This window comes from Williamsia limnetica, assembly GCF_003217475.1.
In the GTDB taxonomy this organism is placed as follows: domain Bacteria; phylum Actinomycetota; class Actinomycetes; order Mycobacteriales; family Mycobacteriaceae; genus Williamsia; species Williamsia limnetica.
Genome location: NZ_QJSP01000003.1, coordinates 142,491 through 166,351 on the forward strand (window position 1 = coordinate 142,491; position 23,861 = coordinate 166,351).

The following is a 23,861-nucleotide window of genomic DNA, read 5'->3' on the forward strand; positions in this document are numbered from 1 at the left end:
GGGTACCTCACCTTGTCTTGTGGAGGGCATCCCGCGCCAGGCGCTCGGAACGTCGACAAAAGGCTAACCCGACTTATCCAATGATGTGCTGTTTTGGCGACGCTCAACTGGGCTTTTGTTCGCCACAACGACCCATTTCCGGAACACGCCAGCCTGGCGCCCACTCGATGGAATAGCCTCCAGACAGTCGTCCATCAACGAGGGGGCGTTTCGCCCAGACAGGAGAACGATGCCCGGAACCTTCACCAGCGGGCTGCATTCGAGCGTCGCCCGGTCGACCCCTGTGATCGTCGGAGTCGGCCAGTGGACCAGGCGGCCGGACAAGGACGTCATGCCCAGCGAACCCGCCGCGATGATGGCCGAGTCGCTACGCCGGGCGGCCGACGACACCGGCGGCGACCCGAACCGCATCCTGCGCGAGGCCACCGGATTGTGGACCGTGGAGACCGCGAGTTGGCAATACCGAAATGCGCCGAGCGCCGTCTCGGAGGCACTCGGCATTGCACCGCCACGCCATCTGGTCACCTCCACGACCGGCGGCGAACAGCCTCAGGCCCTGGTCAATCGAGCCGCTCTCGCCATCGCGGCCGGCGACCACGACATCGTTCTCATCGCCGGCGGCGAGGCGTTCCGGTCGATTCGCTCTGCGGGCACGGCCGGCATCGAACTACCGTGGACCGAGCAATCCAGCTCGGTTCGTGTGGCCGAGACCCACCCGGATCCTCGCCCCGAAGCTTCCCACCCCTGCGAACTCGCAGCCGGCGCCGTGCTGCCAACCGACTATTACCCATTGTTCGAGAACGCGTTGCGTGGCGCGTCCGGCAGGACAATCGCCGAGCACCAGTCGACACTCGGTGCGTTGTGGCACAACTTCTCGTCGGTGGCACAGTCGAACCCGCACGCCTGGAACGCAATCGATGCGAACGCCCGCCAGATCGCCACGGTGGGGGCCGACAACCGCATGATCAGTTTTCCGTACACCAAATTGCTCAATTCGAACATCTGGGTCGATATGGCGGCGGCCATCGTTGTGTGCTCCGTCGACAAGGCACGGAGCCTGGGCATACCGGCGGACAGGTGGGTGTTTCCCCTCGCGTCGGCCGAAAGCCACGACCACTGGTTCGTCACCGAGCGCGACCAACTCCACCGATCCGATGCGATCGGACTCAATGGCCGAGAGGCGTTGGCCAGCGCGAGTATCGACATCGACGACGTCTCCTACATCGACCTGTACTCCTGCTTCCCATCCGCGGTCCAGATCGCTGCCAACGCCCTCGGACTCCCCGTACTCGACCCCGACCGTCCACTCACCGTGACGGGCGGTCTCACATTCGGGGGTGGACCGGGAAACAATTACGGCACACACTCACTGGCAACCATGACCGAAACGCTCCGTAAGGATCCAGGCGCTATGGGATTGATGACGTCCACCGGCATGTTCCTCACAAAGCATGCCGTCGCCCTGTACTCGACGACACCACCCCGCGAACAGTTCAGGGTCACCTCTCCGCAGCAGGCGGTTGATGCATGTCCGAGGCGCGTGCCGGCCGAAAACCACAGCGGTACAGTTCACTTGGAGACGTACACCGTCCGACACGATCAACGGGGACTCCCCGAGCGGGCCATCATCGTCGGACTAACCGCCGACGGGGCACGAACCTGGAGCCGATCCTCGGACCAAGACCTGATGGCCGCCCTCGAAACCGAGGACCTACTCGGCAGCTCCGTGCGGCTGTCACATGGCCGGGTGACAGAGATCAGCGACCAGGTGGAGGAGACCATCTCAATGTCCCGAAAGGGGCTGCGCTGATGGGATTTCTCAAACCCGACCTGCCCGTCGTCGACCTGGCCGAGTGGAACAAGGGAACCAGGGCGGAAAAGATCCGTCCCATGGCGAAACACTGGGCCGAGATCGGCTTCGGCACACCGGTGGTGCTCCACCTGTTCTACGTTCTCAAGATCATCTTGTACGTTCTCGTCGGGTGGCTCATCGTCCTGAGCACCGCCGGTATCGACGGATTCACGAACGTCGGTTCGTGGTGGACCGAGCCGATCGTCTTTCAGAAGATAGTGCTGTACACCATGCTCTTCGAGGTCATCGGCCTTGGATGCGGGTTCGGACCCCTCAACAACCGGTTCTTCCCACCACTGGGCTCCATCTTGTACTGGTTGCGGGTCAAGACCATTCGGCAACCGCCGTGGCCAACCAGGGTTCCGTTGACGTCCGGCGACACCCGTCGTACGGTGGATGTGGCGCTCTACGCAGCGCTGCTGGTGATGATCGTGTTCGCGCTGTTCAGCAACGGCACCGGCCCGATACCCGCCCTCGACAGCGAGGTCGGCACGCTACCGATATGGCTGATATCGGCCATCCTGACCATTCTGGTGCTGGCCGGTCTCCGCGACAAAACCATCTTCTTGGCAGCTCGCGGCGAGGTGTACGCGACGCTGACCGTGACGTTCCTGTTCAGCGGTGTCGACATGATCGTCGCAGCCAAGCTCGTCTTCCTCGTGATCTGGATCGGGGCGGCCACCTCCAAACTGAACAAGCACTTTCCCTTCGTCATGGCGACCATGATGTCGAACAGCCCGGTTGTCAGAACCCGTCGCCTCAAACGACAGTTCTTCGAGCACTTCCCCGACGACCTGAGACCCGGCAGACTCGCGCGGACCTTCGCCCATGTCTCCACCGCAATCGAGATGCTCGTTCCTCTGGTGCTGTTCTTCTCGGGCGGCGGATGGCTGACAACCGTGGCCGCGACCATCATGATCTGTTTCCACCTGGGCATTCTCACCGCCATACCGATGGGAGTCCCGTTGGAGTGGAACGTCTTCATGATCTTCGGAGTGGTCACCCTGTTCATCGGTCACGCAGACGTCGGCCTGTCCGATGTCACCAATCCCGTGCCCGTTGCAATCCTGTTCGCGGTCATCGCAGGCATCGTCGTGCTGGGAAACCTCTTTCCGAACAAGATCTCGTTTCTCTTCGGCATGCGTTACTACGCAGGCAACTGGGACACCACCCTGTGGTGCATCAAACCATCCGCATCGAAGAAAATAGAAGACGGAATCATCTCCATCGCAGCCATGCCTGCCGCGCAGTTGGAGCGCGTCTACGGCAAGGACGGTGCGCAGATCCCCTTGTATCTGGGATACGCGTTCCGCGCGATGAACACGCACGGACGGGCGTTGTTCACTCTGGCTCATCGCGCCATGGCCGGTCATCCCGAGGAGCAGTACGTGATCACCGACGGTGAGCGCATCTGCAGCATGGCGATGGGCTGGAACTTCGGCGACGGCCATCTGGGCGACGAGCATCTCATCGATGCCCTGCAGGAGCGCTGCCACTTCGAGCCCGGTGAGGTCCGGATCGTGTTGCTGGACGCTCAGCCCATTCACAGACCGACACAGGCGTATCGGTTGGTCGATGCGGCGACCGGCGAGTTCGAACGCGGCTCGGTGCGGGTGTCTGACATGGTGACGCGTCAGCCTTGGGACGACACCGTCCCCGTACAGGTCGACAGCAGCACGCCCTCGACGCCCTGACAGCACTTGTACCCCGTCTCCCCGATACCCCTTCTCCACCGATACCTGGACACAAATGTGTCGCGGACGGCTAAGCTGTGCGAGTGCACAGCAATTCTGACGACCGTCAGAATACGGCGACGAAGGGGATGCGTTCACTCATGAAGATCAAGGCCGACTTCGACCTCTGCGAGTCCAACGGCGTCTGCGTCGGCATGGCGCCCGATGTGTTCGACCTCGACGAGGACGACTACCTGGTCGTCCTGCAATCCGACGTGCCGGCGCAGCGGCGCGAGGAAATGCGGCTCGTGGTCAGCAGCTGCCCGAAATCGGCGTTGACGACCGAGGACTGATCCGCCTTCGACTATCGCAGCGCTGTCTGCGCCAGCCGGGATTCGTCCGCACGAACGGGTGTCGACGACGGCCATACAGCCGTCCTCACACCTTGGCGATTTCGCCTGGTTGCCACGACTTGGCGAACCAAGCCTCGAGGGGTCCGTAAATCCGGAGCAGCGCAAACCAGCTCTTCCCGGGTACGGTCTGAATCCAGTTGTCCTCGTGCCCATCCGGTGCCGATGGCCCAAACCAGAGCACTATCGACCCGTCGGTTTCGGCTTTGACTGTGCCGCTCAGGCTCATCAGGCTCGGGTGCGGGTTGTCGGTGCACAGCAGAGACCTGGTCTGGGTGTCGTAGATGTCCAGCGACCAGAAGTTCTTCGCAGGTGGGTTGGGTGGCAACACGATGCGGTAGGTGTTGGCGCCATCGAGTATCCGGCCGTCGGAATCTTGAGCCGTATAGGTGTATGCCGACCCGGCTCCGACCTGTGCATGGGCCATCGCCGGCGTGATGACGGTTGCGGCATAGTGGAAAAGGGTTCGCGCATCGAGGAGCCGAGCGTTGTCTTTGATGAACTCGTGACTGCCACCGACGAATCCGTCTTTCCATGATCCTTCCGCGAAGGTGAAGTTCTCGCGGTCACGGGGAAAATACACGAGTGCCCGACTCATACCGGCCGCGGTCCGGGCGGAAGAATCAAGGATTGCCCGCAGTCGGTCATCCGGCTCGAACGTCTGCCCGTGGACGATACCGATGGCCGCGAGTTGCCCCGCTCGCTCTGGATCCAACGACCCGGCCGGTTCTTCCTGTACGAGCTCGTTGATCTCTTCGAAGAAGCTGAAGTCGTTGGAATGGACCGTGTTGAACGTCTTTTCCGCAATGTTCACGTGGACGAGGTCCGGAGGAGCCGACGCGTCGGCGAGACGATAGACGCGTGCTTGTTTGATCGCCTCGACACCCGCGAGGGCTCGCAGAACAGTCCAGATGGTGAAGGTCTCGCTGCGGTAGATGTAGTACCCGTCAGGTTCGTCGCCGTCGTATCCGGGCGGTAGGAACAGATACTTTCCGCCCTCCCCTCTGTCCGGGCCTGCCAACCCCATGTCCGCGATATAGCGAAACCAGAAGTCGTCGACGACGCATAGCGAATTGGTCGGCGGCTCGATGACAACCGGGCCGTCGCGAAGATCGATGAACATGACGCCATATGCCGTCGATGTGTTCGGGGTCAAGAAGAATGAACCCGAGTTTGCGCGCGGGTCGGTGATCCCGAGAACGTTGACGCCGTCGATACCGGCGTTGCGGAAACCACGGCGCATCGCAACGAGCGAGGCCCCGGGAACAGTGTTGAGAAACACGTCCACGCCGCGTAGGTAGTCCAGGCCGTCATAGAGGGCTCGGGTGGTCTCCGGCGTGGGCACCCCATCGAAGAAATCGTAAGTTCCCAACGGGGTCTCCACCCGATCGGGGACACCGATCGTCTCCAGAGCCGACTGCAGGTCGAGCGCATTTCCAGTGTCATTCATCGTTGTCGTGCCTCCTTGACGCCGCGTGAATCGCAAGGTCGAGCATGTGTCACGCCGGAGCACGCCGCCTCATCTCGAAGGGGTGAGATTCGAGCTCACGCGCGGCTGAGCAGCCGGCAGTCGCTCGGCGATCGGCAAATTCGTCGTCTCAGCCACCCATCCGATCCCATAGGCGGCTCCGAACTCATTGAGAACGCCTTTTGTAACTGGACTTACGCCGGACACGGAGAACGTCAGATGATGTCGATAGATCACCAGGCCGCGGCCCCGACCGTGGACGACCTGGTCCAGCACCGCAACCAGATGATCATGGGCTCCGTGAACGATGTGTTGTCGTCGCACGTGACCGATCACTCGGCGGCGATGGGTGAGTTGAGCGACGAGGTCACGTCGTTGACGGCAACGATCGCGAACACGCTCGACCGTGGGAAGCGGATCCGCGCCCAATTCTCCATGTGGGGGTCTTTCGGTGCGTCCGGGGGCGAATTGGTCGAGGGTGTTCCGGAGATCGCTGCCGCCATCGAGCTCTTCCACTTCGCTGCGCTGATCCACGACGATCTGATGGACAGCAGCGACACCCGTCGCGGACTGCCGACGGTGCACCGCCATTTCGCCGATGAGCACATTCGCGAGCAGCGACTCGGCGACGCCGACAACCACGGTTCCGCCGCCGCCATCCTCGTCGGAGACATGTGTCTGTCGTGGTCGGACGATCTGGCCGCGATGGCCACCGACTCCCTGGACTCGGCGGCACGTCGCACCGTCCGGGCCATGTGGTCACAGATGCGCGATGAGGCCTATGCCGGCCAGTACCTGGACATGCTCAGCCAGACCGAGGCCACCACCTCCCGGCGCCGCACCGACCTCATCCTCCGCCTCAAGAGCGCGAAATACACGATCAGTCACCCACTCTGCCTCGGTGCAGCGATCGCCGGCGGCGACGATGAACTGCTGCACCTCTACGACCAGATCGGACTGACGGCCGGCGCAGCCTTCCAACTGCGCGACGATCTCCTCGGCGTGTTCGGTGACCCTCGGGTCACCGGCAAACCGGCCATAGATGACATTCGCGAAGGCAAACGCACCCTGCTCATGGCGGTGGCGGAATCGAGAGCCGGCCAGTCGCAGAAAGAGATACTCCGCCACGCCCTGGGTAATCCGGCAGTCGGAGAAGACGATCTCGAGGCGGTCCGATCGGTGCTCACCGCCACGGGCGCCGATTCAGCGGTCGAGGACAGGATTCGCGAGCTCACGGGCAAGGCCATGGAGATCCTGGAGTACCTGCCGGTCGACGACGTGACCAGGTCCGCGCTGACGGGCTTGATCGAGCGGTGCGTGTGGCGCCAGTCCTGAGGCACTGAGCCACCGGCAGTGAACCGGTGCCGCACCCGCCTCACACCGGGTTCAGCTCGACGGCCCGACCGACCGATCCCCTTTCAGACGCTTGCGGATGAGTTCGGCGCTGATCAAACACATCGGCAGACCGATACCGGGACGGGTGCTCGATCCCGCGTAATACAGGCCCTCAACCTTGCGTGATCGGTTGGTGGCGCGCAGGAAGGCGCTCTGGCGCAGCGTGTGTGCCGGACCGAGCGCACCCCCCGACCACGAGTTGACGGTGTCGACGAAATCGGCAGGACCCACCGAACGCCGGACCACGATGCGTTCCGCGAGATCCGGTATGTGCGCCCACTCCGCCACCGTCGCGATCGCGTGGTCGACGACCTTCTCGACGTCCGGCGCACCGGTGCCGTCGATCCCCCCGTGCCCGAGGCCTGGATCCGGGGGTGAGGGCACCAGGATGAAGATGTTCTCGTGGTCGGCAGGTGCAACGGAATCGTCCGTGGCGGAGGGCTTGCAGACGTACAGCGACGCAGGATCGGGCATATGGGTCGGAGCCTCGAAGATAGCGTCGAAGTTCGTCGTCCAGTCGTCGGTGAAGAACAGCGAATGGTGGGCCAGTTCAGGAACGCTGCCCTGCACACCCAGATAGGCCAACACCGCACCCGGACCTGATGTTGCCTTGTCCCACCACTTTTCAGGGAAGGTCTGCAGCTTTTTCGGCAGCAGCCGGGTCTCCACATGGTGCAGATCGGCGGCACCGATGACGATGTCGGCGGAGAGGTCGCGCTGCGCGCCACGCTGGTCGCGCAGTCGGACCCCGGTCACCTCACTTCGCCTGCGTCCCTTGCCATGGCGACCCTGCCGGGCACGTGTGAGGATCGCGGTCGCCGAGGTACCGGTGTGCACCTTCACGCCGTTATCGGCGGCCAGCCTCGCCAGCGCGTCGACGAATGTCGTGAAGCCGCCCTGGGGATACCGCACCCCGTCAGCCAGGTCGAGCCAGCTCATCAGGTGGTAAATGGCCGGAGTACGCTCAGGTGACGAGCCGAGGAATACTGCTGGATACCCGAGGACCTGCTGCAATCTTCGGTCCGAGAAACGTTTCGAGACAAAGCCTTCGAGCGACTTGGTCAGCAACACCGCCAGCTTCGGGGCATTGCGGACCACGTCCAGTCCGAGGAACGCACGGGGCGAATCGAAACTGGTGTAGAGAAATCGTTTGACGGCGATGTCGTACGCCTCGCGTGCCGAGTCGAGGTATGAAGCCAGGCCGACGCCGGCGCCGGGTTCGATACTCTCGAACAGCGCGCGGTTTCGCGCCTCGTCTCCCTCGATGTCGATCTTGTCGTCGACGCCTTCGAAGAACACGCGATAGCCGGGGTCCAAGCGCACCAGATCGACCTGCTCCTGGGTGGTCGTGCCGAGTAGCTCGAAGAAATGGTCGAAGACGTCGGGCATCAGCCACCACGAAGGTCCGGTGTCGAAACGGAAACCTTCGTGTTCCCAGGAGCCCGCGCGGCCGCCGAGGTCGTCGTTCTTCTCCACGAGGTCGACGTCGTGGCCGTCGCGGGCGAGCAGAGCGGCAGTGGCCAACCCGGCCACACCGCCGCCGATGACAACGACTCTTTTCGATGATGCCGTCACGACTGGTGGTTCTCCCTCTTGGGGTCTTCGGTATCTGCGGGGTCTTGGGGCCTGCCACGGCGGAGTGCGGCTGCGGCTGCGATGCGCACTTTTTCGGGCGTGGGCACGCGCACGCGCTCTCGCCGGGCCTGCGCCGCCGAGGTCGCGCGCAGTCTCCGGGTCAACTCGGAGAACAGATCATGGGCCGTGCACACCGCGACGCGGCTGCCACGCGGTAGCCGGGTGATGGCCTCTGCGCTGGCGGTCAAATCCATTTCGATGTCATCGAGCCACCTGCTCCAGATGTCCTCGTCGAGGTCGTCCGGACGGAGCCCGATGAGGTACTGGCGTCCCAGTCCGTCGCTGTCGTCACCGAAATCCCGCAGAAAGTTGATCTTCTGGAAAGCGGCGCCGAGGCGCCGGGCGCCGGGTGCCAGTTCTTCGTAGCGCGCCGAAGGATTCGACTCTCCTGCGACAAAGGCACGTAGGCACATCAGGCCGACCACCTCCGCCGATCCGTAGATGTACGTGGCGAGGCTGCCGAAATCGTGCTTTGTGCGCTCGAGGTCAGTACGCATCGAGTCGAAGAAGGGGGCGATCAACGAATCGTCGATGCCGACGCGACGTGCAGTCCTGGCGAAAGCGTGGACAACAAGATTGGCGCTCGAGCCCGTTTCGATCGCGGAGTATGTCTCTTGTTCGAATTTGTCGAGCTCAACCAGACGGTCGGCGCTGTCCTGACCTGGCCGAGGCGCGTCCACCACCTCGTCGGCAACCCGGACGAGTGCGTAGATGTTGCAGACGTCTGTGCAGATCTGGCCGCGGAGCAACCGAGTCGCCAACCCGAACGACGACGAGTAGTGCCTGATCACCAGTGCTGCGCTGGCGTCCGCGGCTGCGTCGTAGCGCCGATAAGGCGCCAGCGCGTCCACGCGCCCTCGTGTTCGTATCATCCCGACCGCTCCTCACTGTCGTTCACCAGCAAAGCCACCCCTTGATCTGGATTCGGAGCTGTCAGCGGTTCGGATGGCTCTCATGCCGATGGAATGATTACCCATATGTCGATGCTTTCACCGCTACCGGTCAAGAACGGGATCGGCGCGACAAGGCTGCGCATCCCGGTCACCGGTCCGTGGGCGACCATCGCCGAGTACGTCATTGCGACGTTCAGCCACCTCGACGCGAACGACCTGTACCGCCGTTTCGACGACGGCGAGATCGTGGGCTCCGATGGCACTCCTGTGCGCCGGAGCACGAGCTTGGGCGCGGAGCCGTTCATCTGGTATTACCGCGACCTGCCGGCGGAGGCCCCGGTGTCGTCACAAGAGGAGATCCTCCACATCGATGACGATCTTGTCGTGATCGACAAACCACACTTTCTGTCGACCACCCCCGGCGGGCGATACCTACGAGAGACCGCGCTCGTGCGGTTGCGGACGCGCCTGGACAATCCAGACCTGGTACCGATGCATCGCCTCGACCGTGCGACCGCCGGATTGTTGATGTTCTCCGCCCGCAGAGCCACCCGCGGCGCCTACCAATCCCTCTTCGAGAAGCGTCAGGTCACCAAGGTGTACGAGGCGGTGTCTGCATTGCCGCGGGAGTGGGACGCAGACCGTCCCGCGCTCGGCGGTCACCCCGTGCCCGTCGTCTACCGAAACCACATTGCCTCGCGCAGCGGCGTCCTGCGGGTGGTCGTCGATGACGCACTCGAGCCCAACTCCGAGACCGTGATCACGGTGCGAGGGTTCGGAATCAGCACCTCCGGTCGCGCTGTGTTGCACACGATGCTTCACCCCCGCACCGGCCGGCGGCACCAGTTGCGGGTGCATCTGTCCGCACTCGGCATCGGCATACTCGGCGACAGTTGGTATCCCGATCTGCTGGCCGAGGCACCGGACGATCATTCTCTCCCGATGCAATTGCTCGCTCGCGAACTGGAATTCACCGATCCACTATCAGGACTTCCGCGGACGTTCACCACCCGTCGAACCCTGCTCGAGGCACCCGTCACCTGACGTCGGTAAGCGACCGAGCACAATGGTGAAGTTTGCAGCAGATCGCCGTAAGTCGGGTTAGCATTCTTTCGACGTTCCGGTCATCAGCCCGGAATGCCTTTCCCCCATGATTGAGGTATTCCGCGTGTCCACGCCCCTAACTGACAGCTCGCCTGCCGAGCCTCCCCCGTCCGCACCGGACTCAGGCCCGGAATTGCAGCGCACCCTCGGTGGTTTTCAGGTCTTCGCGATCTCCTTCGCGTTCATCTCCGTCGCAGTGGGCATCTTCGGGACCTACGGCGAGATGTTGGCGACAGCGGGGCCCGTCGGCATCTGGCTGTGGCTGATCGCTGTCGTCGGCCAAACTCTGGTAGCCCTGGTGGTCGCGCAGTTCGCGGCCCGGATCGCGCTCAGTGGCTCGTCCTATCAGTGGGCATCGAGGCTGGCCAACCCGAAAATCGGCTGGCTCTTCGGGTGGCTGACGTTCTGGTTTCTGGCCATTGCGGTGGTCGCTCTGGACAGCGCACTGGCCAGCCAGGCCTTCATGCCGCTGGTCGGAATGGACGAGAACGAGGACACCGCTCGCATCATCACCGTCGTCATCCTGATCCTGCAGGCGATTCTGGTCATCGCGTCCACTCGGCTGCTGGGCCTGATCACCTCCGGTGCTGTTGGTGTCGAACTCGCCATCGTCGCAGTCTTGGTGGTGGCGCTGATCGGAGTCGTCGTGTTCACCAGCAGCGGGGATGTCAGCAACCTCACCTCTCGCGGAGTCACCGAAGGTAACAGCTCCTACTACGCGATCGGCGGCGGTCTGACTGCCGGAATGCTCATGGGTCTGACCACCTTGGTGGGGTTCGACTCCGCGGCCAACCTCGCCGAGGAGGCCAAGGACCCGTTCCGAAGCGTGCCACGTGCCATCGTCGCCTCCGTGGTCGCTGCGGGCGTGGCCGGATTCCTGTTCCTGATCGCACTGACGGTTGCGATCGAAGACATCGATGCCATCAGTAAGAGCGGATCCCCGGTGGCCGCCATCATCCGCGACCAGCTCGGCCCGGTGATGGAGCGGATACTCCTGGCCGCCATCGTTTTTGCGATCTTCGGTGCCGGCATGGTCGTCATGGCCGCCTGCTCACGTCAGGCGTTCGCGATGGCCCGCGACCAACGCTTCCCGGCACACAAGCTGATGCGCAAGGTCAACCCGCGCACCCAGACACCGATATTCGCGACCCTGCTCATCCTCGTGGTCGGCGTCGTCTTGCTACTGGTCCTGCCCGGCGATGCGTTGCTCAAGCTGATCACGGCCTCTACGCTGCTGCCCGCCATCATCTACGGCGCGACCGTCATTCTCTACCTGGTCGTCCGAAAACGGCTGGAGCACAAGGAGGGTGGGTTCAGCCTCGGACGCTTCGAGATGCCGATCGCCGTTGCGGCCCTCATCTGGGTTGTCGTCGCACTGTTCGTTCTTGTCACCCCTGGCGATTCCACGGCGTCCAACGTCATCGTCGCCGGTCTCATCCTGTTGGGCGGTGTCTACTTCGCCAAGATGATGATCTTCAATCGAGAGGTGCTCGAGACCGAGCCGTCCGGTGGCGACGCCGTCGACGCTGTTGTCGAGTCGACCGAATGACGCCACAGAGTTCGTCCCCTGACACGTTGACCGGCAGGGTTGTCAGGCTCGGCGATACGGACCATCCGGAGGCGAGCGCCGGCTGGAACCTGCTGTTCACCCATGCCCCCCAGGTCATTGTGTATGCGCAGGAGACTGTCGACGTCGTGAATGCGATCACGTGGGCACGTCTGCACGAGGTGCCGCTTCGCGTGCGTAGCGGCGGCCATTGCCTCGAAGGCTGGTCGAATGTCGACGACGGCATGGTGATCGACGTCAGCGAGATGAAGTCGGTATCGCTCGACACAGACAGGCAGACGGCGACGGTGGGCGCCGGCCTCAACCAGCTCGAGGCCGTAACCGCCTTGGGAAGAGCAGGTTTCGCGGCGCCGACGGGTACCGAGGGAACCGTCGGCCTGGTCGGTGCCACGCTGGGCGGCGGATTCGGTCTGCTGACCCGCATCTTCGGGATGGCATCTGACAACTTGTTGGCGGCAGAAATTGTGGTCCCTTCCGAAGACGGCGGCGCCGAGGTCATCGTCGCCGACGAAACGCACCACGCGGATCTGCTCTGGGCGCTGCGGGGCGCAGGCAACGGCAACTTCGGAGTCGTGACTTCTCTGACCTTTCGGGTGCATCCGGTGGCGCAGACCATCTACATCACAGCAACCTGGCAAGGGCTCGACCTCTTGCCCGCGGTCTTCGAGGTCTGGCAGCGTTCGGCACCGGCGACGGACAGCCGACTCACGAGTCAGATCGAAATCAGCGGCGACGCAGTGCAGGTGCTCGGTGTGCTGGTGTCGGGCTCGAAGGCAGAAGCCCTGCAGCTACTCGCTCCCATCTTCGCGATCGGTGAGCCTGAGATCACCATGACGGACGCGAGCTGGGTGGAGAACTACACGGCGTTCCAGATCCCGACCGCAGACGAACCGGCCAACTGGAAGTTCCTGTCTCAGTTCACGTCGACACCCTTCCCCCGCGAGGCAATCGATCTGATCTGCACTTTCATGTCGAAGGCTCCCACGCCGCAGTGCAATTACTTCGCCAACGCCTTCGGCGGCGAAGTCGTGCGCACAGAACCGACGGGCGGGTCGGTGTTCGCACACCGCAATGCGCTGTTCTACGCCGAGCCGGGTGCGGGATGGGGCGTCCGGGGCGGGCCGTCCTCATCCGACGACCCGCTGGGATCGACGTGCTTGAAGTGGGTTGCAGACTTCCATGAGGCATTGGCGCCTTATGTGTCTGGGGCATACAGCAACGTCCCCAACGCCGACTCGGCGAATTGGCGAACCGATTACTGGGGCACCGGCCTCGACCGCCTGGACGTGATCAAGGCCCGGTATGACCCGCATCGGGTGTTCAGTTTCGAACAAGGTCTTTGAGGCGTCCAGCTACTGATAGCCCGAGCTTTCCGAACCACGGCAGGAACCTGATGAACAGTTCAGCCCAACCCCGTTCTACCTCAACCCGCTCGCATCTGCGACGCGTACGTCCACTGCTCGTCGCCGCCGCCGCGATTGCCCTGGCGGGGTTGACAACCCCCGCAGTCGCATCAGCCGATGTCGTGATCAAGGGCTGCACCATCGTCGCCAACCCCACCTACGACACTCACACGGTCTGTCGAAACATGGATCTGTCCGGGATCGACCTCTCGGAACAGTCGGACCTGGACTACGCCGACTTCACGGGTTCGAACATGTCGGGTCTCGCGTTGAGTTCGAGCCTGCTGGACCAAGTGACGTTCGCCGGCGTCAACCTTTCCGGCGCGGACTTCTCGTCCAGGACTATTTTTCGAACGGATTTCACTGACGCCGATCTCACCGGCGCCTCTTTCGCCGGCAGTTTTCTCGCCGACCCGATAGCGGTCGACGCCAGCTTCGTAGAGGTCGACTTGACCAGCACCAGGCTGATCTATGGCGACTTCACGAATACGGATTTCACCGGCGCCACATTATCTGGGACAAGATTCGAGAACAGCACGATGACCGGCGCGAATTTCAGCAAGACGATCGTCGTACCCGCCGATCAGCAGCTGACGAGCACGGGTCCAGGCACCGTCGCCGAATGGACCCTGCCCGCCGGTCTGGCCGATACGGTGGCGGCGACCGAGTGCACCCCCGCGTCGGGCAGCGCATTCCCGGCAGGCGCCACCACGACCGTGAGGTGCGTGGTCGCCGGCGGCGGTGATACCGAGGACGCCAACGAGGGAGAAGGCTTCGGCACCTTCACCGTGACCGTCAGTGCGTACGAACCACCTGAACCACCCGAACCGCCTGCAGGGTCCTCGGGATCATCGGTGGGCGGACTGTTCGGCTGACACGACAACCCGCAATTCGTCCTGGTTGGTGATTGATCGCCGGATGTGCTTTCCCCCGATTCTCGGGCAAACGAATCCGCTTCAAGAACTGTTCATTTGACCACTGATTCGGCGACCGTCAATATAGACGCATGTCGAATCAACACGCGGAGCCTGACGCTCCGTGCTGCACGCCCTTGGTGCGCGAACCGCTGACCGAGGACTGGGCCGGCGATCTGTCCCGCATGTTCAAAGCGCTCGGCGACCCGGTGCGTCTGCGGTTGCTGAGCTTGGTGGCCAGCCACGAGGGCGGCGAGGCCTGTGTGTGCGACATCTCGGAGTCCTTCGACCTGTCGCAACCCACGATCTCCCATCACCTCAAAGTGCTGCGGTCGGCGGGCCTGCTGGACTGCCAGCGGCGCGGGACCTGGGTGTACTACTGGGTGATTCCCGCGGCCCTGCAACAGCTCTCCGCTGTCCTCGGCGAACCCGCCATTGCTTTGCAGGCCCCCTCGGACGAGGTGTCGGCATGAGCACCACCACTGACCAACCGGCAGTTGTCGGCAAACTCTCCACCCTGGACCGGTTCTTGCCGGTGTGGATCGGGGTGGCCATAGTCGCCGGCCTGCTGCTGGGCCGGATGATTCCGGGCCTCGACGACGTGGTGAGTGCCGTCGAGATCGACGGCATCTCGCTGCCGATCGCGATCGGTTTGCTGATCATGATGTACCCGGTCCTGGCGAAAGTTCGCTACGACCGCCTCGACACCGTCACCGGTGACCGCAAACTACTACTCGGGTCGCTGGCACTGAACTGGGTCCTCGGGCCGGCCCTGATGTTCACCCTGGCCTGGCTCATGCTGCCCGACCTACCCGAGTATCGGACCGGACTGATCATCGTCGGCCTGGCCCGGTGCATCGCCATGGTCATCATCTGGAACGACCTGGCCTGCGGTGACCGTGAAGCCGCAGCCGTGCTGGTGGCGATCAACTCGGTCTTCCAAGTCGTCATGTTCGCCGTCCTGGGCTGGTTCTACCTCTCGGTCCTGCCAGGCTGGCTCGGTCTGGAACAGACCACCATCGACGCCTCCCCCTGGCAGATCGCCAAGTCCGTGCTGATCTTCCTGGGCATCCCACTGCTGGCCGGGTTCTTGACCCGCCACTACGGCGAAAAAGCCAAAGGCCGCACCTGGTATGAGGAGAAGTTCCTGCCCCGTATCGGCCCGTGGGCGCTGTACGGGTTGCTGTTCACCATCGTCATCCTGTTCGCACTGCAAGGTGACCAGATCACCTCCAAACCCTGGGACGTGGTGCGCATCGCCCTGCCGCTGCTGGTGTACTTCGCGGTCATGTGGGGCGGCGGCTACGCCCTCGGCGCGGTGATGGGTCTCGGGTACGAACGCACCACCACCCTCGCGTTCACCGCGGCGGGCAACAACTTCGAGCTGGCGATCGCGGTGGCGATCGCGACCTATGGCGTCACCTCCGGGCAAGCTCTCGCCGGGGTCGTGGGACCGCTGATCGAAGTCCCGGTCCTGGTGGGCCTTGTCTACGTCTCCCTGGCGTTACGCAAGCGCTTCACGCCGCACTCACCCGTAGGATCAGGAGTCCGATGAGTACGCCACCAACAGTTCTGTTTGTCTGCGTCAGCAACCGCGGCAAATCCGTGATGGCTCAGGGGTTGTCGAATCGGATGGCCGGCGCTGCCATCACCGCGATCTCCGCCGGCACCGATGCCGCAGTGGGTGGCCACGTCAACGAACTCTCCGCACAGACGCTCGCGGAAGTCGGCGTCAGCGTCGACGACCACCAGCCGCAGCAACTCACCGATGACCTGATGCGATCGGCCGACCTGGTCGTGGTTCTCGGCACGTCCGCGAAAGTCATTGCTCCGCAAGGCACGGTAGTCGAGGTGTGGGAGACGGTGGAACCATCCTCGCGCGGCGTCGACGGGCTGGACCGCATGCGGCTGATCCGCGACGACATCGCCGACCGGGTCACCGACCTCACTGCGCGCCTGACCAATTCCTGACGACAGGGATCAGCAGCAGGCGGACGTTCCGGCCGCGCCGCAACACACGGCACTGCCGTCCGGCTGAGCATCGTCGAGCGTCAACAACTTCGGACTCGTTCCGAAGGTGTCCGAGTCGGAGAGCACGGTGTACACCTCCCACTTTTCACCCGCCGGACCGGTCACCCACACCTTGTCCTGAGTGGCGAAACAACACGTCGCGTTGATCTCCTCCTCGGTGAACAACCCCGCAGCGCTCAGCCGCGCGATCTCCGAATGCACCACCTCACTGGACTCCACCTCCACCCCGAGATGATTGATGGTGCCGCCCTGGCCCGGGTTTTCCAGCAATACGAGCTTCAGCGGGGGCTCGACGACCGCGAAGTTCGCATAGCCTGGTTTCCGCTTTGCCGGAGCAACATTGAACAGCTTCGAGTAGAACTCGATCGCCTGCTCGAGATCGTCGACATTGAGCGCCAGTTGCATGCGGGACATCATTACCTCCACCTGTGAGACATATATCGAATTACTGCCAGTTGCCAGAGTGCCTACCTCTTCGACATATGTCAATAGAGTAGCTACGATCGATTCCATGCCCAAGTCGCTACCGGTGATCGACATGACCGCACCCATCTGTTGCGCACCCGTTTCTGCGACGCCGATGGACGATGCCGCGGCCCTGGAGGTAGCGCTTCGGCTCAAGGCTCTCGCCGACCCCGTCCGGATCAAGCTGATGTCGATCCTGCTCACCGACGACGCAGGCGAGGTCTGTACCTGCGATCTCGCCGCCGCAGTCGGCCTGTCCGAACCGACCGTCAGCCATCACCTCGGACAACTCAAGAAAGCGGGAATGGTCCGCCCGGAACGACGCGGCATGAACGTCTTCTACCGCGCCCACACCGACGCACTACAAGCGCTGCGACAAGTACTCGATCCCAACTGCTGCCGCTAGCCGGGCGTCTGTGACAGGGCACGCAGTGCTCGCAGGTACGCGCCCGGCGACATGCCGGTGACGCTGCGAAAGTCGTTGATCAGATGCGATTGATCTGCATAGCCGAGATCGTTGGCGACGGCAGCTGCATCCACTTCGGCGCAAGCATCTGATGAGGAGAACCGCCGCACCACTTCCTGAAGCCGTATTCGGCGGGCAACAGCCTTGGGCCCCATACCGAGCGTCAGGCTCAGCGCGCGCTGCATGGCACGTTCGCTCACGCCGATCTGGGCTGCCAACAGCGGTCCGGTTCGTGCCCGGACGCGCTGATCGAGTGCGTCGACGACCGTGTTCGCCAGCACATGCTCGGGCGATGGTGGCCGCCGGGAAAGCAAGCCCTCGATAACGGCATCGGCTCGACGAGCCCGGGCAGCGGGCGACCCCTCGCGGGCAATGGCTTCCACGAGTTCGAACAGTCCAGGATCCAGGGCCGCGGTGATGGGCTGCTCCGGTGGAAGCTTCCGCGGATCGAGGTCCGACACCACTGCAAGTCCCGCGGGCCGCAGGCGAATCGCGAAGACCTCACCACTCCCCTCGATCGTTCTCGTCCAAGCCCGCCGCTGGACGGCCGTCACCACGTACGGGAACGCTACCGATCCGCTCTCGATACTCACTGTGATTGCTGGGAACTCAAGAACCTTCTGCGAAATCGTTTGCCCTGCAGGCAGATGCCAGGACACGCTCCAGTACGTGTCGACCGCCTTCCGTGCGGCGTCCGCCGGATCGAACCAGTTCGCGGCAAACCGCTCGAGATTCGTCGGCGTCAAGACACCGGAACGCTCATCTGGCCGAATCGGCCTGCCGTCGTCGACCATGTCGCAATTCTGCAGTAAACAACTACCCCCTTCCCTCTGGTTCGGGCGATCAGCAGATTTTCGTCGTCGAGCTCTTCGCCGTTCGGTCCGATGTGCCGTCGACGGCGGCGGCTTCCAAGTCGATCGTGGTGTGAGCCAGAGCCAGGTAGCGCAGTGCCAACTCCACGCCCGCTCTGTATCCCGCGTCATACTCGGGATCGCGTTTGGTGGCGGTGCTGAGTTCATTGGTCAACCGAACTTCGATGGACTGCAGGCTCGCCCGTTCGCGACGGCGGTCGGGGCGTCCTCCGGTTACCGAACCGCTGGTGTGACCGACCTCCGATGTCAGTTTGTCGAGCACGCAGATCCTGGCGAATCGCATACCCGCCTCGTGACCGACTCGGAACAAAGACGCACGACGGTCCAGACGCGTAGAGGTGGAGAAATGCTCGTGCAGAGCGGCCAGTACGTCGGCGAGTGTCCGGTTGCGTCGACCGGGGTCAAGCATTCTTGCGCCTCGGTACGATCGTCCGTTCCGCCAGCGCTCTCTTCTGGTCGCGCTTTTCCTTGATTGCCAGACGCTTTTTCTTCGAACTCGAACTCTTTTCCGCCATCGTCCCTCAATGCCGTAGTTGAATCGCGGCTGTAAGGCCGCTCACCGACCGACCATAGCCCAGAAAAAAATAAAGTCCAGCCCGCACGGAAAAACACCAAGGAACCCTCAACGCAGCGCAGTGATCCCGACATCGTCTCTTCTGCAGTTGATTTCGGAAACATCTGGGAAAACTGGAGCGGACTGGCTTTTATTTTTTTTCGGGCTAGAGTCCGAGGTAACTGATAAACAAAGGAGTGTGGCCGTGAAAGCGGTTGTCATGGAGTGCAGAATTCGAGTGTGCGCGACGCCGGCGCGGTTTCTATCGTTTCGACGGCGCGCGGAGCAACTCGCCGACGCGGCGTTCTCGGGACGAACGCGCCGTTCGAGCGCGGCCGTCGATTCGGGGTCCCGGCTGCTGCTGCGCCAGTGGCACATGCACAACGACGTCACACGTCTCGGCGAGCCGCAGTGCCGGGAGGTGTGCTTGGCCTTCGCCGACAACCCGGCCCGGTTGACCCCAGCGAAACTCGAGGCCCTTTCCCGCAACATCCTGGCCACGCTCGAAATCGACACTGCGGGGTCGTCAACCGAGACCGTTCCGTGGATTCTGACGCTGACGACGGACGCCGACGCCGCGTACAGACGTCAGATGACTGACCGGCACCCGACTCTGCACACCAGCGCCGGCAGCGCTTCTGACGGCTTGGTGGCCCCTATGGTGTCAGCCGCACAGGACGTACTGCAATGACCATCGTGCCCACGTCAGGAAAACGCCTCGACACCAGGGACCGTCTAGACCAACAGTTGTCTCAACTGTGTCTGTTGAGAGCCGCGGTCAGCGCCGAGATGATCGACCATCGCTGCCAGGGAGATCTGGAGAACAACGACGCTTACCACCGAAGCGTGGCAGACCTCGAAGCCCTCGACGGCCAGATAGCTCGCATCCACGCTGCGCTCAAGACCATCGATGAGCCCGACGTAGGAGACGACACCATCCGACTCGGTTCCGTAGTCACCGTCGAGTTCGATCACGACCAGACCGACCGCACCCGATTTCTGCTCGGTGCACATGAGCAGCACGAGCTGGTCGATGTCGAGATCTGCTCGCCCGACTCGCCTCTCGGCCAAGCGATACTTGGTTCGGTGGTGGGCGACGAACGATTCTTTGTGCTGCCAACCGGTCGGATGTGCACGGTCACGGTGGTGGACTGCGTCCACCACCGCTGGTGACCCTCGCCGAGGCCACCAGAAGGCGCGTGTATGCGTTTTACCGATGAACTCGACGTTGCAATCCAACGCTGGCGAGAAACTGCTGGGAAGAACCGGACAAAAGAGGAAAGAGGCCCCACTCGACTGAGTCGAGTGGAGCCTCTGATCTTCTGTTCTTCTTGTGGAGCTAAGGGGAATCGAACCCCTGACCTTCTCGATGCGAACGGGACCGTAAGCCTCTGACCTGTGCGTTTAACTTTGCTTGAACTGTTGATCGATGCCTAGTTCGCGAGGTCAACACGTTTATCACGTTGAATCCGGTCGGCAGGTTGCGAACCTACTGCGGAACCGCTGCGGAACGCGAGTGGCCAATAACTGGTCGAATCCCGTTCGGGTCGCAGATATTCTCGAACAATGACCGGCACTCCCGCGCACGATGGCGCTGACCGTCTGACCCACGTCGACCAAGTCCGCGTTACCTATCATGAGATCCGGTCGCCCTGGTCTGAAGAGGACAGGACGCCGCAGCACAGCCTTCTGTTGATGGTTAGCCCGTCAGGACCCGTCGATCTCGATGAGCTAAGAAGACTGGCCGAGATGATCCCGGGTGGACCCGACTACATCTTGGACCAGAACGTGCACCACCACAGCTGGGGTGCCGACGCAACCGTCGTCGAGTTCGTAGTTCAGGCCGCTGCGAGCGGAGTTATCGGCAGCATTGGTTGGGAGGCTTTGAAGTCGTTCGCCAGGGCGGTCACCGGCGGGCGAAAGTCGGAACCTCCTCGCCCGCTAGAGGAAAGCGAGGCCCGTGGCTGGGCGGAACAAATGGCCGTGCGGCGGTTCCCGGACCTGGTACTCGATGACCTCGTCGTGCGACGAGTCGAGCTACGCGAACCGAACGCAACCGTGACGCTCGGCTGCCGAGACGGCTCGACAGTCACTGTTGAGCTTGAAATCCAAGACGGGCTTATCGCGCTGGGAGCAGTCGCGAGGGACTACCCCTCTCCCTAAGCAATCGCGACTGGCGCCGGTCAATCGGTCTTCGGCACCGCGTCGAGTGTTAGCAAGAGATGATTGATGACGTATCGCGCCGAGCTCGACTGGTCATCTGCGGGCCGCATCTCCGATGGAATGACTATCTTTGATTCGTTGATGTTGTCGATGATCTGCTTCGCGAGCGGTGAAATCCTCGTTTCGTACATCGCGTTCCTCAGTACCTCCACATGCTGGCGGAAAGCTGCCACAAACTCGCTATCGTCCTCCGGTCCTAGATCGATCCCAAGGACCAGATGTAGCGACGATGGAGTCGCAGACCCGTTGCGGAAGGCGATGACAGTCTCTGCTGACTCAAACTCGGCGCGTTTCCGGTGCGCGACGTGGCCGTGCCTCCAGTCCATGACGCGCTTGTGCATCGCGCTACCGCTGTCCCCCGTGATTTCCTGAACAAAGTTCTTGAACTGGATGTCACGCCTGTCTTTGCTCTGGTCTGCCCTTGCATACGCGACGACTGCAGATTCCCAGAGCGCTCGCCGCTGAAACAGTGATGATGGCCTTCTCGGTAGCTGCTGCCGTTCAAATAGAGCCATCCCAGCGTGCTGGAGATCGGCCCACGCCGATCCCCAACGCTCAAGTTCCTTCACTTTTTCGCCGCTCAAGGTCGACCAATTCTGGGGATCGTCAGACATGCGCCTGAGCCTATGCGGCGTGTACGAAAAGACGCGGTCGGGCGACGGAATTCATCTGTTCGGACTCTCAATTGCCCACTTTTGACCCACTCTAGGCCGCCGGGCGACTCCGCCACCTGCGTAGATGTGCCAGCTAAGCGGGTTTTTCAGCTATCGCTCACTGTCAGCACCAGAGCGCTGCGCAAACGCGTCCGCGCACGCGAGGGGGTCCCCGCCCCCAGGGGCGTCGCGTGTCGCGTACGAATGTTGTTGCAGGCAAACAGGTTTCGGACCTGCGCGTTTGACGGCGAGGCTCGGGTCGGTCTAGGTTTGTGTCAGTCGGCCACCACGTCAGCCGCTCCGAATCACATTCCCTCGCAACACCTTCCCCTGAGGAGTCCCCATGTCTGCACCCGTTTCGCTCGCCAAGTCCCCCGTTTCCACTGAGACCGACCTCGACCGCGTCTACCTTCGCTCGGCGTCGGAAGCATCGCTCAACCGTGAGGCTCGCAGTACCTACGCGGCCCTAGATCGCGGCACGGCACAGGACGGCGATGCGGAGTACTACCAGGCCTTGCGGTGCGAACTGGCTTGGCGCGGCATGGCCGCTGCTCACCCCATGTTCGCCAAGATTTAGCTCGAAAGGCCCTGAGTCCCTTGAGGGGTGCCGATCGTCATAGGTCTCACAGGGCGCGATCCATCAACCCACCGAAAGCAAGCAAACATGCGTACACACCTGGTCTCGGCCGTGGTCGAAGACGTTCCCGGCGATAGGCCAATCGTGGTCCTCGAACAGGGCGGCGTCGTACTCGTCGACCTCGAACTCGCTGACGCAACCCGACTGCGCTCCGAGCTAGATACGGCCATCGCGGCGATGGCGGTGTCGCGATGACCGGCTACATAGTGTTCGGCGCGATCATGATGGTCGGCCTACTCGGCGGCATCTTGGGCGATGGCACCCCGCGCCCGAACCGCGTCCGCCCTGGTCGGGGTGTTACAGCGTCGGCGCGTCGCCAGGATTGCGAACTGAAGATGCTCGAAGACCACTACTCGGCGCGCCGCGAGGAGGTGGACGCGGACCTGCGCGAGGCGATGCGCCGGTTGAATGAGGCGGCCAACGACCCGGACCCGCGTGACCGGCTCTATGCGCGGATGCGCGACGTCGACTGCGCAATCGAAGCGGTGCGTTACATCAAGCAGGGTCAAGCGAACGTCGCGGCGATATGCTGACTGTGATGAATGAAGCAGAGGAACTCGCACTGGCAGAGGCGTGGCTCGACCAACTTGACCCCGACACGGTCGAGGGGCGAGGCACTGAGCACTTCCACCGCATCCGGCAGGCCGTTAGATCCGGCGACCGCGATCGTCTAACCCGAGAGATTTCCCTTGCTCGCGAGGCGGGCGATTCGTGGGCAATGGTCGGGTGCGCGCTCGGTATCAGCGGGCGAGCGGCACAGTCTCAGTTCGGCTGAGCAACACCTAGTGCAAGACAGAGCACCCCGGCCACTGTGGTCGGGGTGCTCTTGTGTGCTGTGGGGTTACGGCCAAAACGGGCGCCTGTTTGCTCGGCCGATGCGGTGGCGTAGTTCGTCGTGGTCGAGACCGTGATCGTCGGCGTACATCTTGGCGTAGGCCCACCACGCCCGGCGCGCTCGGAGCATGATGTCGAATGCTTCGGCGGGGTCGGTGGGTTCATGGCCGCGATGTGCGGCGTAGTCGTCGGGTGCGAACACTGCAACGTTCGGGCCGTGGCACAACGGTTCTGGTAGGCGTGAACCGACGTCGACCTCGACCGGCGTCGGCTGCCGCTGGCGAACTCTAGCCATGGCCCACGATCCGCAACATCACGTCGCCTGTCGCGTCACCGGCGGGTGCGTAGGTGCCTCGGCTGCCTGTGCGTTTCTGAGCCTGCCTACCGGCCGTCCGGGTGCCGTCAGCCGCTTCAACGATTTCGGGCAGTCTCAGCGACCCGACCAACTTTGCAATGAGGCCACCGACCTGGCGAAGCTCGACCACGTGCGGGTGGTTCACCAGCTCACCGAAACGGTTCGCGACGGCCAGCGGTTCGCCGTGCATCGCGAGCGTAAGCGCGTCCTCGCGAGTGATCGCCCGCGCTAGAGACACGATCACAATCTCTTCGCCGTGGCTGAGGACGTAGTCGGCTTCGACGGCCTTGACGTAGTCTCGGGCGCGCTTGGACCAAGAAGTGCGTTCCTGGCGTGCAATGGTCATATCATCTCTCTCGCAATACTTTCGGTGCTTGAACCAACTCAGCCCTCACCGGGAAAGCGGCCGGTGAGGGCTGGTCGGGAAAGGGCACGGGGCACAACACCCGCGCTTCACG

At 62.9% G+C, this 23,861-nt stretch carries 28 protein-coding genes; 19 read left to right on the forward strand and 9 right to left on the reverse strand.

Annotation, left to right across the window (positions count from 1 at the left end; genetic code table 11):
- Positions 1 to 229 precede the first annotated feature (229 nt).
- From DFR67_RS05675 to DFR67_RS05685, 3 genes are all read left to right on the forward strand, one after another.
- Complete coding sequence (locus DFR67_RS05675) at positions 230 to 1,810, forward strand: acetyl-CoA acetyltransferase (protein ID WP_110468461.1); 1,581 nt, start codon at positions 230 to 232, stop codon at positions 1,808 to 1,810.
- Entirely contained in the window at positions 1,810 to 3,546 is a 1,737-nt protein-coding gene (locus tag DFR67_RS05680; protein ID WP_110468462.1) for a DUF3556 domain-containing protein, read from the forward strand. Before DFR67_RS05675 ends, DFR67_RS05680 begins: the two co-directional genes overlap by 1 nt.
- Positions 3,547 to 3,686: 140 nt before the next feature.
- Positions 3,687 to 3,878: a ferredoxin gene (locus tag DFR67_RS05685; protein WP_110468463.1), complete on the forward strand. Its 192-nt coding sequence runs from the start codon at positions 3,687 to 3,689 to the stop codon at positions 3,876 to 3,878.
- A gap of 85 nt (positions 3,879 to 3,963) precedes the next feature.
- Here DFR67_RS05685 and DFR67_RS05690 read toward each other — a convergent pair whose 3' ends face one another.
- Positions 3,964 to 5,385, reverse strand: a complete 1,422-nt coding sequence (locus DFR67_RS05690) for a DUF1254 domain-containing protein (RefSeq protein WP_245937749.1) — start codon at positions 5,383 to 5,385, stop codon at positions 3,964 to 3,966.
- A 240-nt stretch (positions 5,386 to 5,625) separates the two neighbouring features.
- On the opposite strand from DFR67_RS05690, the gene DFR67_RS05695 reads away from it, so the two are divergent.
- On the forward strand, positions 5,626 to 6,738 hold the full coding sequence (locus DFR67_RS05695) for a polyprenyl synthetase family protein (protein WP_245937750.1): 1,113 nt from the start codon (positions 5,626 to 5,628) through the stop codon (positions 6,736 to 6,738).
- Positions 6,739 to 6,789: 51 nt separating this feature from the next.
- Here the strand turns inward: DFR67_RS05695 and crtI are convergent, their stop codons facing one another.
- A complete protein-coding gene (crtI, locus tag DFR67_RS05700; protein WP_110468465.1) occupies positions 6,790 to 8,373 on the reverse strand; it encodes a phytoene desaturase family protein in 1,584 nt (527 codons plus the stop codon).
- Complete coding sequence (locus tag DFR67_RS05705) at positions 8,370 to 9,305, reverse strand: phytoene/squalene synthase family protein (protein ID WP_110468466.1); 936 nt, start codon at positions 9,303 to 9,305, stop codon at positions 8,370 to 8,372. Before DFR67_RS05705 ends, crtI begins: the two co-directional genes overlap by 4 nt.
- 105 nt (positions 9,306 to 9,410) lie before the next feature.
- On the opposite strand from DFR67_RS05705, the gene DFR67_RS05710 reads away from it, so the two are divergent.
- From DFR67_RS05710 to DFR67_RS05740, 7 genes are all read left to right on the forward strand, one after another.
- A complete protein-coding gene (locus DFR67_RS05710; protein WP_425451247.1) occupies positions 9,411 to 10,370 on the forward strand; it encodes a pseudouridine synthase in 960 nt (319 codons plus the stop codon).
- A gap of 193 nt (positions 10,371 to 10,563) precedes the next feature.
- A complete protein-coding gene (locus tag DFR67_RS05715) occupies positions 10,564 to 11,979 on the forward strand; it encodes an APC family permease (protein ID WP_245937799.1) in 1,416 nt (471 codons plus the stop codon).
- A complete protein-coding gene (locus DFR67_RS05720) occupies positions 11,976 to 13,340 on the forward strand; it encodes an FAD-binding oxidoreductase (RefSeq protein ID WP_170135196.1) in 1,365 nt (454 codons plus the stop codon). The genes DFR67_RS05715 and DFR67_RS05720 overlap by 4 nt, the downstream gene beginning before the upstream one ends.
- Positions 13,341 to 13,390: 50 nt before the next feature.
- Positions 13,391 to 14,275 carry a pentapeptide repeat-containing protein gene (locus DFR67_RS05725; RefSeq protein ID WP_110468469.1) on the forward strand — a complete coding sequence of 295 codons (885 nt, stop codon included), beginning with the start codon at positions 13,391 to 13,393 and terminating at the stop codon, positions 14,273 to 14,275.
- Positions 14,276 to 14,406: 131 nt separating this feature from the next.
- Positions 14,407 to 14,787 carry an ArsR/SmtB family transcription factor gene (locus tag DFR67_RS05730; RefSeq protein WP_110468470.1) on the forward strand — a complete coding sequence of 127 codons (381 nt, stop codon included), beginning with the start codon at positions 14,407 to 14,409 and terminating at the stop codon, positions 14,785 to 14,787.
- Positions 14,784 to 15,869 (forward strand): ACR3 family arsenite efflux transporter, encoded by a 1,086-nt coding sequence (gene arsB, locus DFR67_RS05735; protein ID WP_110468471.1) that lies wholly within the window; start codon positions 14,784 to 14,786, stop codon positions 15,867 to 15,869. Before DFR67_RS05730 ends, arsB begins: the two co-directional genes overlap by 4 nt.
- On the forward strand, positions 15,866 to 16,285 hold the full coding sequence (locus DFR67_RS05740; protein WP_110468472.1) for an arsenate-mycothiol transferase ArsC: 420 nt from the start codon (positions 15,866 to 15,868) through the stop codon (positions 16,283 to 16,285). Before arsB ends, DFR67_RS05740 begins: the two co-directional genes overlap by 4 nt.
- Before the next feature lie 9 nt (positions 16,286 to 16,294).
- Here the strand turns inward: DFR67_RS05740 and DFR67_RS05745 are convergent, their stop codons facing one another.
- Positions 16,295 to 16,759, reverse strand: coding sequence for an ArsI/CadI family heavy metal resistance metalloenzyme (locus DFR67_RS05745; RefSeq protein WP_110468732.1), 465 nt, complete (start codon positions 16,757 to 16,759; stop codon positions 16,295 to 16,297).
- 97 nt (positions 16,760 to 16,856) lie between these two features.
- On the opposite strand from DFR67_RS05745, the gene DFR67_RS05750 reads away from it, so the two are divergent.
- Positions 16,857 to 17,216 (forward strand): Rv2640c family ArsR-like transcriptional regulator, encoded by a 360-nt coding sequence (locus DFR67_RS05750; protein WP_110468473.1) that lies wholly within the window; start codon positions 16,857 to 16,859, stop codon positions 17,214 to 17,216.
- Here the strand turns inward: DFR67_RS05750 and DFR67_RS05755 are convergent.
- Both DFR67_RS05755 and DFR67_RS05760 read right to left on the reverse strand, forming a co-directional pair.
- Positions 17,213 to 18,070: a helix-turn-helix domain-containing protein gene (locus DFR67_RS05755; protein WP_110468474.1), complete on the reverse strand. Its 858-nt coding sequence runs from the start codon at positions 18,068 to 18,070 to the stop codon at positions 17,213 to 17,215. The genes DFR67_RS05750 and DFR67_RS05755 overlap by 4 nt on opposite strands.
- A 49-nt stretch (positions 18,071 to 18,119) precedes the next feature.
- Entirely contained in the window at positions 18,120 to 18,557 is a 438-nt protein-coding gene (locus tag DFR67_RS05760) for a hypothetical protein (RefSeq protein ID WP_110468475.1), read from the reverse strand.
- Between the two features lie 349 nt (positions 18,558 to 18,906).
- Here DFR67_RS05760 and DFR67_RS05765 point away from each other — a divergent pair, with 349 nt between their 5' ends.
- From DFR67_RS05765 to DFR67_RS05775, 3 genes are all read left to right on the forward strand, one after another.
- Positions 18,907 to 19,392 (forward strand): hypothetical protein, encoded by a 486-nt coding sequence (locus DFR67_RS05765; RefSeq protein WP_245937751.1) that lies wholly within the window; start codon positions 18,907 to 18,909, stop codon positions 19,390 to 19,392.
- A complete protein-coding gene (locus DFR67_RS05770; protein WP_110468476.1) occupies positions 19,389 to 19,874 on the forward strand; it encodes a GreA/GreB family elongation factor in 486 nt (161 codons plus the stop codon). Before DFR67_RS05765 ends, DFR67_RS05770 begins: the two co-directional genes overlap by 4 nt.
- 522 nt (positions 19,875 to 20,396) lie before the next feature.
- Positions 20,397 to 20,864 (forward strand): hypothetical protein, encoded by a 468-nt coding sequence (locus DFR67_RS05775; RefSeq protein WP_146240380.1) that lies wholly within the window; start codon positions 20,397 to 20,399, stop codon positions 20,862 to 20,864.
- A gap of 20 nt (positions 20,865 to 20,884) precedes the next feature.
- Here DFR67_RS05775 and DFR67_RS05780 read toward each other — a convergent pair whose 3' ends face one another.
- Complete coding sequence (locus tag DFR67_RS05780) at positions 20,885 to 21,538, reverse strand: hypothetical protein (protein WP_110468478.1); 654 nt, start codon at positions 21,536 to 21,538, stop codon at positions 20,885 to 20,887.
- 382 nt (positions 21,539 to 21,920) lie between these two features.
- Between DFR67_RS05780 and DFR67_RS05785 the strand changes: the two genes are divergently transcribed.
- The 4 genes from DFR67_RS05785 (at position 21,921) to DFR67_RS05795 (ending at position 22,989) form a co-directional block, all read left to right on the forward strand.
- Entirely contained in the window at positions 21,921 to 22,154 is a 234-nt protein-coding gene (locus DFR67_RS05785) for a hypothetical protein (protein WP_110468479.1), read from the forward strand.
- Between the two features lie 87 nt (positions 22,155 to 22,241).
- The gene (locus DFR67_RS30410) at positions 22,242 to 22,409 is read left to right on the forward strand and encodes a hypothetical protein (RefSeq protein ID WP_158539903.1); all 168 of its coding nucleotides are present in this window, start codon (positions 22,242 to 22,244) and stop codon (positions 22,407 to 22,409) included.
- Positions 22,406 to 22,747 carry a hypothetical protein gene (locus tag DFR67_RS05790; RefSeq protein ID WP_110468480.1) on the forward strand — a complete coding sequence of 114 codons (342 nt, stop codon included), beginning with the start codon at positions 22,406 to 22,408 and terminating at the stop codon, positions 22,745 to 22,747. The genes DFR67_RS30410 and DFR67_RS05790 overlap by 4 nt, the downstream gene beginning before the upstream one ends.
- Positions 22,748 to 22,752: 5 nt before the next feature.
- Positions 22,753 to 22,989, forward strand: coding sequence for a hypothetical protein (locus DFR67_RS05795; protein WP_146240381.1), 237 nt, complete (start codon positions 22,753 to 22,755; stop codon positions 22,987 to 22,989).
- A 66-nt stretch (positions 22,990 to 23,055) separates the two neighbouring features.
- Here the strand turns inward: DFR67_RS05795 and DFR67_RS05800 are convergent, their stop codons facing one another.
- Both DFR67_RS05800 and DFR67_RS05805 read right to left on the reverse strand, forming a co-directional pair.
- Positions 23,056 to 23,343, reverse strand: a complete 288-nt coding sequence (locus tag DFR67_RS05800; protein WP_110468482.1) for a hypothetical protein — start codon at positions 23,341 to 23,343, stop codon at positions 23,056 to 23,058.
- On the reverse strand, positions 23,336 to 23,749 hold the full coding sequence (locus tag DFR67_RS05805) for a hypothetical protein (RefSeq protein WP_110468483.1): 414 nt from the start codon (positions 23,747 to 23,749) through the stop codon (positions 23,336 to 23,338). Before DFR67_RS05805 ends, DFR67_RS05800 begins: the two co-directional genes overlap by 8 nt.
- Positions 23,750 to 23,861 lie beyond the last annotated feature (112 nt).

Bases quoted from the DNA above. Each gene is read 5' to 3' on its own strand.
- DFR67_RS05675 (WP_110468461.1), top strand. From the start codon at position 230: ATGCCCGGAACCTTCACCAGCGGGCTGCATTCGAGCGTCGCCCGGTCG.
- DFR67_RS05680 (WP_110468462.1), top strand. From the start codon at position 1,810: ATGGGATTTCTCAAACCCGACCTGCCCGTCGTCGACCTGGCCGAGTGG.
- DFR67_RS05685 (WP_110468463.1), top strand. From the start codon at position 3,687: ATGAAGATCAAGGCCGACTTCGACCTCTGCGAGTCCAACGGCGTCTGC.
- DFR67_RS05690 (WP_245937749.1), bottom strand. From the start codon at position 5,385: ATGAATGACACTGGAAATGCGCTCGACCTGCAGTCGGCTCTGGAGACG.
- DFR67_RS05695 (WP_245937750.1), top strand. From the start codon at position 5,626: ATGTCGATAGATCACCAGGCCGCGGCCCCGACCGTGGACGACCTGGTC.
- DFR67_RS05705 (WP_110468466.1), bottom strand. From the start codon at position 9,305: ATGATACGAACACGAGGGCGCGTGGACGCGCTGGCGCCTTATCGGCGC.
- DFR67_RS05710 (WP_425451247.1), top strand. From the start codon at position 9,411: ATGTCGATGCTTTCACCGCTACCGGTCAAGAACGGGATCGGCGCGACA.
- DFR67_RS05720 (WP_170135196.1), top strand. From the start codon at position 11,976: ATGACGCCACAGAGTTCGTCCCCTGACACGTTGACCGGCAGGGTTGTC.
- DFR67_RS05725 (WP_110468469.1), top strand. From the start codon at position 13,391: ATGAACAGTTCAGCCCAACCCCGTTCTACCTCAACCCGCTCGCATCTG.
- DFR67_RS05730 (WP_110468470.1), top strand. From the start codon at position 14,407: ATGTCGAATCAACACGCGGAGCCTGACGCTCCGTGCTGCACGCCCTTG.
- arsB (WP_110468471.1), top strand. From the start codon at position 14,784: ATGAGCACCACCACTGACCAACCGGCAGTTGTCGGCAAACTCTCCACC.
- DFR67_RS05740 (WP_110468472.1), top strand. From the start codon at position 15,866: ATGAGTACGCCACCAACAGTTCTGTTTGTCTGCGTCAGCAACCGCGGC.
- DFR67_RS05745 (WP_110468732.1), bottom strand. From the start codon at position 16,759: ATGTCCCGCATGCAACTGGCGCTCAATGTCGACGATCTCGAGCAGGCG.
- DFR67_RS05750 (WP_110468473.1), top strand. From the start codon at position 16,857: ATGCCCAAGTCGCTACCGGTGATCGACATGACCGCACCCATCTGTTGC.
- DFR67_RS05755 (WP_110468474.1), bottom strand. From the start codon at position 18,070: ATGGTCGACGACGGCAGGCCGATTCGGCCAGATGAGCGTTCCGGTGTC.
- DFR67_RS05760 (WP_110468475.1), bottom strand. From the start codon at position 18,557: ATGCTTGACCCCGGTCGACGCAACCGGACACTCGCCGACGTACTGGCC.
- DFR67_RS05770 (WP_110468476.1), top strand. From the start codon at position 19,389: ATGACCATCGTGCCCACGTCAGGAAAACGCCTCGACACCAGGGACCGT.
- DFR67_RS05775 (WP_146240380.1), top strand. From the start codon at position 20,397: ATGGTTAGCCCGTCAGGACCCGTCGATCTCGATGAGCTAAGAAGACTG.
- DFR67_RS05780 (WP_110468478.1), bottom strand. From the start codon at position 21,538: ATGTCTGACGATCCCCAGAATTGGTCGACCTTGAGCGGCGAAAAAGTG.
- DFR67_RS05785 (WP_110468479.1), top strand. From the start codon at position 21,921: ATGTCTGCACCCGTTTCGCTCGCCAAGTCCCCCGTTTCCACTGAGACC.
- DFR67_RS30410 (WP_158539903.1), top strand. From the start codon at position 22,242: ATGCGTACACACCTGGTCTCGGCCGTGGTCGAAGACGTTCCCGGCGAT.
- DFR67_RS05790 (WP_110468480.1), top strand. From the start codon at position 22,406: ATGACCGGCTACATAGTGTTCGGCGCGATCATGATGGTCGGCCTACTC.
- DFR67_RS05795 (WP_146240381.1), top strand. From the start codon at position 22,753: ATGAATGAAGCAGAGGAACTCGCACTGGCAGAGGCGTGGCTCGACCAA.
- DFR67_RS05800 (WP_110468482.1), bottom strand. From the start codon at position 23,343: ATGGCTAGAGTTCGCCAGCGGCAGCCGACGCCGGTCGAGGTCGACGTC.
- DFR67_RS05805 (WP_110468483.1), bottom strand. From the start codon at position 23,749: ATGACCATTGCACGCCAGGAACGCACTTCTTGGTCCAAGCGCGCCCGA.